Here is an 8,554-nt window from a genome sequence, read left to right on the forward strand (position 1 = left end):
AGCCAGCCTCGGGCCACGCAGCTCCCTACGGATGCGCGGGCGCAGACGCGAACGAGGACCGGGCCGCGGACGCAGGTCTCCGATGAGATCCACTATCCTGCAAGGCAGGCGAGCAACCGGATTGGCAGCGATCCGCGCCGGGCTGCCGGGCGCAGCCGGGAGATGAGCTCGCCGCGTCGAACGGAGTACAGGCAGCGGTGAACAGCAATCCGGAACCGGTTCACGATTCGGTTGTCGACGGGACCGGTCTATCGATCGTCGTCGCCGGCGGCGGAACTGCAGGGCACATTGAGCCGGCCCTGGCTGTCGCCGATGCGATCGTCGCCCTCGCACCAGGGGTGCGGGTGACTGCCTTGGGAACCCCGAAAGGGCTCGAAGGCAAGCTGGTTCCGGCGCGCGGCTATCAGCTGGAACTGATTCCGCCAGCGCCGATGCCGCGCGCGGTCGGCGCCGATCTCGTCAAGACCCCGGTCCGGCTGGACAGGGCGGTGCGCGCCGCGCGGAAGGTGCTGGCGAAGGTCGACGCTGACGTGGTGGTCGGCTTCGGCGGGTATGTCGCCTTGCCCGCGTATCTCGCTGCCCGCGCGCATGTATCCAAGGATCGAAAGATTCCTGTGCTCATCCACGAGGCGAACGCGTCGGCCGGTCTCGCGAACAAGGTCGGCGCTCGTTTCGCCGAGCAGGTGATGGCCGCGGTACCCGATTGCGGTATCCCCGGTGCGCAGGTCGTGGGCATGCCGGTGCGGCAGGCCATTGCCGACCTGGATCGTGCCGCGCTGCGGATGCGGGCCCGCGAGTTTTTCGGTCTGGACCCGCAGGCGCCGACGATCCTTGTTTTCGGCGGCTCGCAGGGCGCCCAGCGGATCAACGAAGCGGTATCGGGTGCCGCCGGTGCGCTCGGCGCCGCCGGGATCGGTGTGCTGCACGCCCACGGAGCCACCAACGCCATCGATCCGGTGTCGCCGACCGGTGCCCCGGCGTATGTCGCGGTGCCGTATCTGGATCGGATGGATTTGGCCTACGCCGCGGCGGATCTGGTGATCTGCCGGTCCGGTGCGATGACCGTTGCCGAAGTGACGGCGGCCGGGTTGCCAGCCGTCTATGTTCCGCTGCCACACGGGAACGGCGAACAACGACTCAACGCCCTGCCGGTGGTGCAGGCAGGTGCGGCGCGGTTGGTTGATGACGCCGACCTGACCGTCGACTACATCGCCCGCGAGATCCGGGCACTCGTCCAGGACCCAGCGGCGCTCGCCGCGATGAGTGCGGCGGGGACCGACGTCGGTCACCGGCAGGCCGCCCAGACGGTGGCCGCAGCCGCCCTCGCCCTGGCAGCGCAGCACCGGAACACGGCCGCAGGACGCCGACGATGACCGCCCCCACGGCCCTGCCCAGCGGATTGGAACGCGTGCACATGGTCGGCATCGGTGGTGCAGGCATGAGTGGGCTCGCCCGCATTCTGCTGGCCCGGGGAGGACAAGTGTCCGGATCTGACGGCCGGGACGGCCGCGGTTTGGTCGCGCTGCGCGCCCAGGGTGCCCACGTCCGCATCGGACACGACCCGTCGGCCCTAGATCTGCTGGTTGGGGGCGCCACCGTCGTCGTGACGACGCAGGCCGCCATTCCGGACGACAACCCCGAACTGGTCGAGGCCCGCCGCCGCGGGATCCCGGTGCTCTACCGGCCGCAGGTGTTGGCCCGGCTGATGGACGGTTACCGGACGCTGTTGATTTCCGGAACACACGGCAAGACGTCCACCACATCGATGGCTGTTGTGGCCCTGCAGCATGGCGCGGTCGATCCGTCGTTCGCCATCGGCGGCGAACTCAACGAATCGGGCACCAACGCCCATCACGGCAGCGGCACGGTGTTCGTCGCCGAAGCCGACGAGAGCGACGGATCACTGCTGCAGTACCGGCCGGATGTGGTGGTGGTGACGAACATCGAGGCGGACCACCTCGACTTCTTCGGTTCCGAAGATGCGTACGTGAAGGTCTTCGACGATTTCACCGAGTTGATCCGTCCGGGCGGCGCCTTGGTGGTGTGCCTGGACGATTCGGGCGCGGCCGCTCTGGCGGGGCGGCGTGCCACGGCACTTGCCGAAGCTGGGGTAAAGGTCGTGGGCTACGGTCGCGGTACGCATGCCGACCAGGCCCCGGGTATCCCGCTGGTCGGCGAACTGATCGACCTGGTGTCCCGGGGCACGGCCAGCCGCGCACACGTGCGCCTGCACCCGCCGGTCGTTGGCGAGTCCGCCGACCGCACCCTGACGGTGACCCTGCCCGGAGTGCATATGACGCTGAACGCCCTTGGCGCGCTGTTGGGCTGTTTGTTCGTGGCGCCGGAGGTCGGGGTGGACGCGGTCATTGCGGGCATTGACGGTTTCGGCGGCGTGCACCGCCGGTTCGAGGACCGCGGCGTGGTCGCGGGCGTGCGCGTGTACGACGACTACGCCCACCACCCGACCGAGGTGCGTGCCGTGCTCACCGCGGCTCGCGGCGTGGTGAGGGCAACCGGGGGCCGGCTGCTCGCGGTTTTCCAGCCGCACCTGTATTCGCGTACCGCCCAGTTTGCCGCCGAGTTTGCTGAGGCGCTGAGCCTGGCCGACGAGGTTGTTGTCGCCGACGTCTACGGTGCGCGGGAGGAGCCGCAGCCTGGTGTCACCGGCCGCCTGATCTCCGATGCGGTGACGGTGCCCGCGGTCTTTGTTGATGCGGTGACCGCATTGCCTGAGGCGGTGGCCCGGCGGGCTCGGCCCGGCGACCTGGTGCTGACCATTGGTGCCGGCGATATCACCATGCACGTCCCTTATATTCTGGCTGCGCTGGAGGCGGCGGCGACCGCAGATCAGGCTGCCCGGGACTCGTGAGCACGAAGCACACCGCCCCGCCCGGGCCCGACTCCGACCGCGAAGAGTTGCGTCGGGTGGGCCGCCGCAGGCTGTGGCGGCTGATCGCCGTGCTGGCGGCGATCAGTATCATTGGCGCGCTGGTGGCAGCGGCTTACTTTTCGCCGGTCTTGTCGGTGCGCTCGATGGAGGTGAGCGGTGCGGCGGTCGTCGCCGAGTCAGGCCAGGAATCGGGTGCTGGCCAGCAGCCGATCGCCGGGGTGACCATTGCCCGGGATGAGATCCTGGCCCTCGCCGATGTGCCGTTCGGGACGCCTCTGCTGCAGGTCGACACCGCGGCGGTGGCCGCGCGGGTGGCTCGGATTCCGGCGCTCGAGAGCGTGCGCGTGGACCGCAGGTATCCTTCGACGCTGGCCATCACGGTGACTGAGCGGACGCCGCGGGTACTGCTTGACGTGGGTGATGGCCGGATTGGGGTCATGGACTCGGTCGGTGTGGTTTACGTCGAGTTCGCCTCGCGCGGTGCCCTGGAGTCGTCGACGGCCCGTGACGGCAAGTTCCGCAACCTCCCGATGCTTCAAGTGTCCAATCCGGGGCCCGAAGATCCCACGACGCAGTCGGCTCTGGAGGTGGCCGCATCGCTGCCGGAATGGCTGCGCCCGCAGGTCGAGACCATTTCGGCGAGTTCGCCGGCCGATGTGACGCTGCTGCTGACCAAAGGGCGGACCGTCGTGTGGGGCGGCAGTGATCGGGGAGCAGACAAAGCCGAGGCATTGCGGCACGTCTTGAAGCTGCCCGGCACGACGTACAACGTCTCTAGCCCGGATTATCCGGCGATCAGCTGAGAGTTTCGGCAAAACTCTCGGCGCGTGCGGCGCGCCTCCTGGCATCGCTGCCGACTGCTCCTTAGCGTCTTCTTCAACACCGGTACTTGACATAACTATAACCCTTTGGTTGAGCTTTAGGGTTTAACTCGGAGCAGGAGCAGCAATGACGCCCCCTCACAACTACCTCGCCGTCATCAAGGTCGTGGGCATCGGCGGCGGTGGCGTGAACGCCGTCAACCGCATGATCGAACAGGGCCTCAAAGGTGTGGAGTTCATCGCTATCAACACCGATGCGCAGGCGCTGTTGATCAGTGATGCCGACGTCAAACTCGATATCGGCCGAGAGTCCACCCGAGGCCTCGGCGCTGGCGCGAACCCGGAGGTCGGCCGCAAGGCTGCCGAGGATGCGCGCGACGAGATCGAGGACTTGCTGCAGGGTGCGGATATGGTCTTCGTGACCGCAGGCGAAGGCGGTGGCACCGGTACCGGCGGCGCGCCGGTCGTCGCGGCCATGGCGCGTAAGTTGGGTGCCCTGACCGTCGGCGTCGTGACGCGTCCGTTCTCTTTCGAGGGTAAGCGGCGGGGCAACCAGGCCGACGAGGGTATCGCGGCGTTGCGGGAATCCTGTGACACGCTCATCGTGATTCCGAACGACCGCCTGCTGCAGTTGGGTGATTCGCAGGTCAGCCTGATGGACGCGTTCCGCAGCGCCGATGAGGTGCTACTCAACGGCGTTCAGGGCATCACCGACCTGATCACCACGCCGGGTCTGATCAACGTCGACTTCGCCGACGTCAAGGGCGTAATGAGCGACGCAGGCAGTGCACTGATGGGTATCGGCGCTGCGCGCGGGGAGGACCGGGCGCGCAAGGCCGCCGAATCGGCGATCAACTCGCCGCTCTTGGAGGCCTCGATGGAGGGCGCACGTGGCGTGCTCATCTCCATCGCCGGTGGCAGCGATCTCGGCCTGTTTGAGATCAACAATGCCGCCACCCAGGTGCAGGAAGCCGCCCACGAGGACGCGAACATCATCTTCGGCACCGTGATCGACGACAACCTCGGCGACGAAGTCCGGGTCACTGTCATCGCCGCTGGTTTTGACGCCGGCGCACCCCGCAAGCGGGTCGAGCCAGTGGCCGCGGCGAGCCGCGCCGCAGGCACCGTCGAAGCCGCCCAAGCCGGTCAGGTCTCCACACCGCCGGCCGACGATCCGCTGTTCAGTCCGCGCGCCGGACGCGCCGGTGACCCGTTCGCCGACACCGGGGCGCCCCGTCGCAACGCGGTACGGCTGGACGACGACGAGGTCGATGTCCCCGACTTCATGAAGTGATGACACCGTCTCGCCGCGCCGGGCGGGTGCGCCGGATGGTGACCACCCGCGCCGGCGGAGTCTCTCGTGCCCCGTACGACTCGTTCAATCTTGGCGACCACGTCGGCGACGATCCGACGGCGGTGGTGGCCAATCGCGAGCGACTGGCCACCGTCCTCGGACTGCCGTCCAGCCGGGTCGTTTGGATGGAACAGCTGCACACCCGCACCGTGACCGTCGTCGACGGCCCCGTCGAGGCGCCGGTGCCGGCCACCGATGCGCTCGTTACCGCGACGCCGGGACTGGCTTTGGCGGTGCTGACCGCTGATTGCGTACCGATTCTGCTGAGCGACGATGAGGCCGGGGTGATCGCGGCGGTGCATGCCGGCCGGGTTGGCGCGCGCATAGGGATCCTGCCCGCCGTGCTGGCGGCCATGGCCGACCTTGGCGCCGAGCCTGCCCGCATCGGCGCGTGGCTGGGCCCCGCCGCGTCCGGTGAGCGCTATGAGGTGCCGCTGGCGATGCAACGTGATGTGGAGGAGCATCTGCCCGGCAGCGCCTGCGCCACGGCGAAGGGCACCGCTGGGCTGGATCTGCGGGCCGGGCTCACCGGTCAGCTCGCCCGGGCCGGCGTGGAGCGCATCTGGGTCGATCCGCGCTGCACCATCGGCGACACCGCGCTGTTCAGTCATCGGCGGACCGCGCCGACCGGCCGCATCGCCTCGGTGGTCTGGATAGATCCGAGCGCTGGCGAATGAGCGCTGATTCGCGCCGCCATGACCTAGCTGCCGGATTGGCGGCCACTCGGGACCGGATCGCCCGCGCCGAACGGGCCGCGGGGCGTCCAGGCGGGAGCGCCCGACTGATGGTCGTCACCAAATATTTTCCAGCCGCCGATCTGGCCACGCTGGTGGCGCTGGGGGCGACCGAGTTCGGGGAGAATCGGGAGCCTGAGGCAGGCCGCAAGGTTGCCCAGGTGCGCACCGAACTGCCCGATGCGGACTTCTCCATGGACATGATCGGTTCGGTCCAACGTAAGAAGGCCACGACCATCGCGCGCTGGGCACGCCGCGTGCAGTCGGTGGATTCGGTCGAGTTGGCCCGGGCCTTTGCGGTGGCCGCAGGCAGAGCACTCGACGACGGTACGCGCGCCGACCGCCTCGGTGTGCTGCTGCAGATCAGCATCGACGGCGATCCGACCCGCGGGGGAGTGCGGGCTGCGGACCTGCCCGCGCTGGCCGAGCAGGTGGCCGGTGACGACCGGGCGCTGCGTCTGGATGGTCTGATGGTGATCCCGCCCATGCACGGCGAGGTTCGCGTGCACCTGGCCCGGGCGGAGCAGCTGGCCACAGACTTCCGGCGCGCGTATCCCGAGGCGGTGGAGCTATCGGCGGGAATGTCCGGTGACCTGGACATCGCGGTGGAATTCGGCTCGACCTGTGTGCGTGTCGGAACCGCAATCATGGGTCCGCGCCCGTTAACCTCACCCTAATCACATTGGTCACAGCGGAACCAAATGGATCATCCACATCAGGAAGGCAAGTCGATGACGACGATGCAGAAGTTCAAGGCATATTTCGGCATGGTGCCTCCGAGTGAATACGAGGACGACTACCTGGCCGGGCCGGCCGAGTATGACTCGTACGGTGAAGCGCATCGGCGTGACGGGGCTCGAGACGGTGCCGCGATGAGCGCCCGCGAGCGCCTCTACCTCGAGCGTTACCGCGCTCCGGGCGGTGCTGGCGACTCGTACTATGACGAAGAGCCCTACTCGGCTGACTACGCCGACGTCGAATACGCTGTCCGCGGCGGCGAGCAGGTGTACGCCGAGCGTGCCGTGCACGTGGAGGTTGATCGCGCCCCGCTGGGTACTGCCCGTGCTCGACTGGAGCCGCTGTCGCGTAGTGCCAATGTCTCCGCTCGGGGGGTGGCTGCCCCGATCCGCGGCGCCAACGCACTGGCCCCGGAGCCGCGCGCTGAGGTACTCGCCGACAGTGCTGCGCGCATCACTACCCTGCGGCCAGCCGACTACGCGGAGGCACGCACCATCGGTGAGCGTTTCCGCAACGGCAGTCCCGTCATCATGGACCTGGTCGATATGACCAACGAGGACGCCAAGCGGATGGTGGACTTCGCTGCTGGTTTGGTTTTTGCGCTTCGTGGCTCGTTTGACAAGGTTGCCACCAAGGTTTTCCTGCTGTCGCCGGCCGGGGTCGAGGTGGGCGCCGAGGATCGTCGTCGCCTCGCCGAATCCGGATTCCACAGCCAGAGTTGAGAGGAATTCCACGCGTGCCGCCGGTGGCAACTGGGGGCTGGCGTGGCACTGTAGACACGTGGGTAACTTCCTCTGGATTCTCTTCCTCATCCTCTTTCTGTACTGGGTGCTCCTGCTCGCACGACTGGTGATCGAGTTTGTCCAATCGCTGGCGCGTACCTGGCGGCCGCATGGTCTTGCCGTCATCGTCCTCGAAGTGGTCTTCACGCTGACAGATCCGCCCCTCAAGGCACTCCGGCGGATCCTGAAGCCGGTAGATCTGGGAGCTGTGCGACTAGATTTGTCATTGTTTCTCGTGTTGATCGTGATAACGATCGGGATGCGGATCGCGCAGGCCTACGCTGGCACTCTGGCCCCCCTGTAGCTGGTCGGCACCACGAAGCGAATCGGCATCGTTCCTGCTCACAGCCTATGCGCCGACGGACGTCCGGCCGCGACCGTCTCTGTGAGGTCTCCGTGAGGACAGGTGATTCGGTGGCACAGTGGAGACAGTCGCGCAACAAGAGTTGGTCCGGATGTGACAAGATGGCACGCTAGTTACGCAGTACTACTGGTATTAATAGAACTGCGACCGGCCTGTCGCCGGTGTGACGACCTAACGACAAGGGCCTGTGAGCTACGGCTGACACGCTCGGAGAACTAGAGGGGATACCGCCATGCGGCTGACACCAGCTGATGTGCACAACGTCGCGTTCAGCAAACCGCCGATTGGCAAGCGCGGCTACAACGAGGACGAGGTCGACCAGTTCCTTGACTTCGTCGAGAACGAGCTTGCCACCCTCATCGACGAGAACGCTGAGCTGAAGCAACGCAACGCCGACCTCGAAGCAGAGCTGGCGGCAGCCCGTTCGGCGGGTCCAGGAGCAGGCGGTGAGGCTACCCAGATCTTCTCGGTGCCGCAGCCCGCCGAGGCTCCCGCCGTCGTCCCGGCCCCGGTTCCGGTGGCCCCTTCGGCTCCGCTGGACGAGGAAGCCAGCATTCGTGCGGCCCGCGTCCTCGCGCTGGCCCAGGACACCGCCGATCGCGTGACCGGTAGCGCCCGCAGTGAGGCCGAAGGTCTCCTCGCCGATGCGCGTACGCGCAGCGACGCGATGGTTGCCGAAGCCCAGGCGCATGCCACCGGGACCGTCGCCGACGCGCAACAGCGGGCCGATGCGATCTTGGCTGACGCGCAGACCCGCTCGGAGACGCAGGTGCGACAGGCGCAGGAGCGCGCCGAGTTCCTGCAGCGCGATGCGGAGAACAAGCATACCGAGATCATGTCGACAATCAACCAGCAGCGCACGGTGCTGGAG

At 67.5% G+C, this 8,554-nt stretch carries 9 protein-coding genes; all 9 read left to right on the forward strand.

The features are described 5' to 3' along the window. Positions 1–197 precede the first annotated feature (197 nt). Entirely contained in the window at positions 198–1,373 is a 1,176-nt protein-coding gene (gene murG, locus WAW85_RS09090; RefSeq protein WP_422559291.1) for an undecaprenyldiphospho-muramoylpentapeptide beta-N-acetylglucosaminyltransferase, read from the forward strand. Next, positions 1,370–2,869 (forward strand): UDP-N-acetylmuramate--L-alanine ligase, encoded by a 1,500-nt coding sequence (gene murC / locus WAW85_RS09095; protein WP_422559292.1) that lies wholly within the window; start codon positions 1,370–1,372, stop codon positions 2,867–2,869. Before murG ends, murC begins: the two co-directional genes overlap by 4 nt. Then, a complete protein-coding gene (locus WAW85_RS09100) occupies positions 2,866–3,693 on the forward strand; it encodes a cell division protein FtsQ/DivIB (protein WP_422559293.1) in 828 nt (275 codons plus the stop codon). Before murC ends, WAW85_RS09100 begins: the two co-directional genes overlap by 4 nt. Positions 3,694–3,838: 145 nt before the next feature. Beyond that, a complete protein-coding gene (gene ftsZ, locus WAW85_RS09105) occupies positions 3,839–5,005 on the forward strand; it encodes a cell division protein FtsZ (RefSeq protein WP_422559294.1) in 1,167 nt (388 codons plus the stop codon). Then, complete coding sequence (pgeF, locus tag WAW85_RS09110; protein ID WP_422559299.1) at positions 5,005–5,742, forward strand: peptidoglycan editing factor PgeF; 738 nt, start codon at positions 5,005–5,007, stop codon at positions 5,740–5,742. The genes ftsZ and pgeF overlap by 1 nt, the downstream gene beginning before the upstream one ends. Further along, entirely contained in the window at positions 5,739–6,476 is a 738-nt protein-coding gene (locus WAW85_RS09115) for a YggS family pyridoxal phosphate enzyme (RefSeq protein WP_422559295.1), read from the forward strand. Before pgeF ends, WAW85_RS09115 begins: the two co-directional genes overlap by 4 nt. 54 nt (positions 6,477–6,530) lie before the next feature. Beyond that, positions 6,531–7,259 (forward strand): cell division protein SepF, encoded by a 729-nt coding sequence (locus tag WAW85_RS09120; RefSeq protein ID WP_422559296.1) that lies wholly within the window; start codon positions 6,531–6,533, stop codon positions 7,257–7,259. A 58-nt stretch (positions 7,260–7,317) separates the two neighbouring features. Continuing rightward, on the forward strand, positions 7,318–7,623 hold the full coding sequence (locus tag WAW85_RS09125) for a YggT family protein (protein WP_422559297.1): 306 nt from the start codon (positions 7,318–7,320) through the stop codon (positions 7,621–7,623). 292 nt (positions 7,624–7,915) lie between these two features. Then, a partial coding sequence (locus WAW85_RS09130) for a DivIVA domain-containing protein (protein WP_422559298.1) occupies positions 7,916–8,554 on the forward strand: 639 nt, incomplete at its 3' end.

It is taken from the genome of Gordonia sp. (in: high G+C Gram-positive bacteria) (genome assembly GCF_049299075.1).
Taxonomy (GTDB): domain Bacteria; phylum Actinomycetota; class Actinomycetes; order Mycobacteriales; family Mycobacteriaceae; genus Gordonia.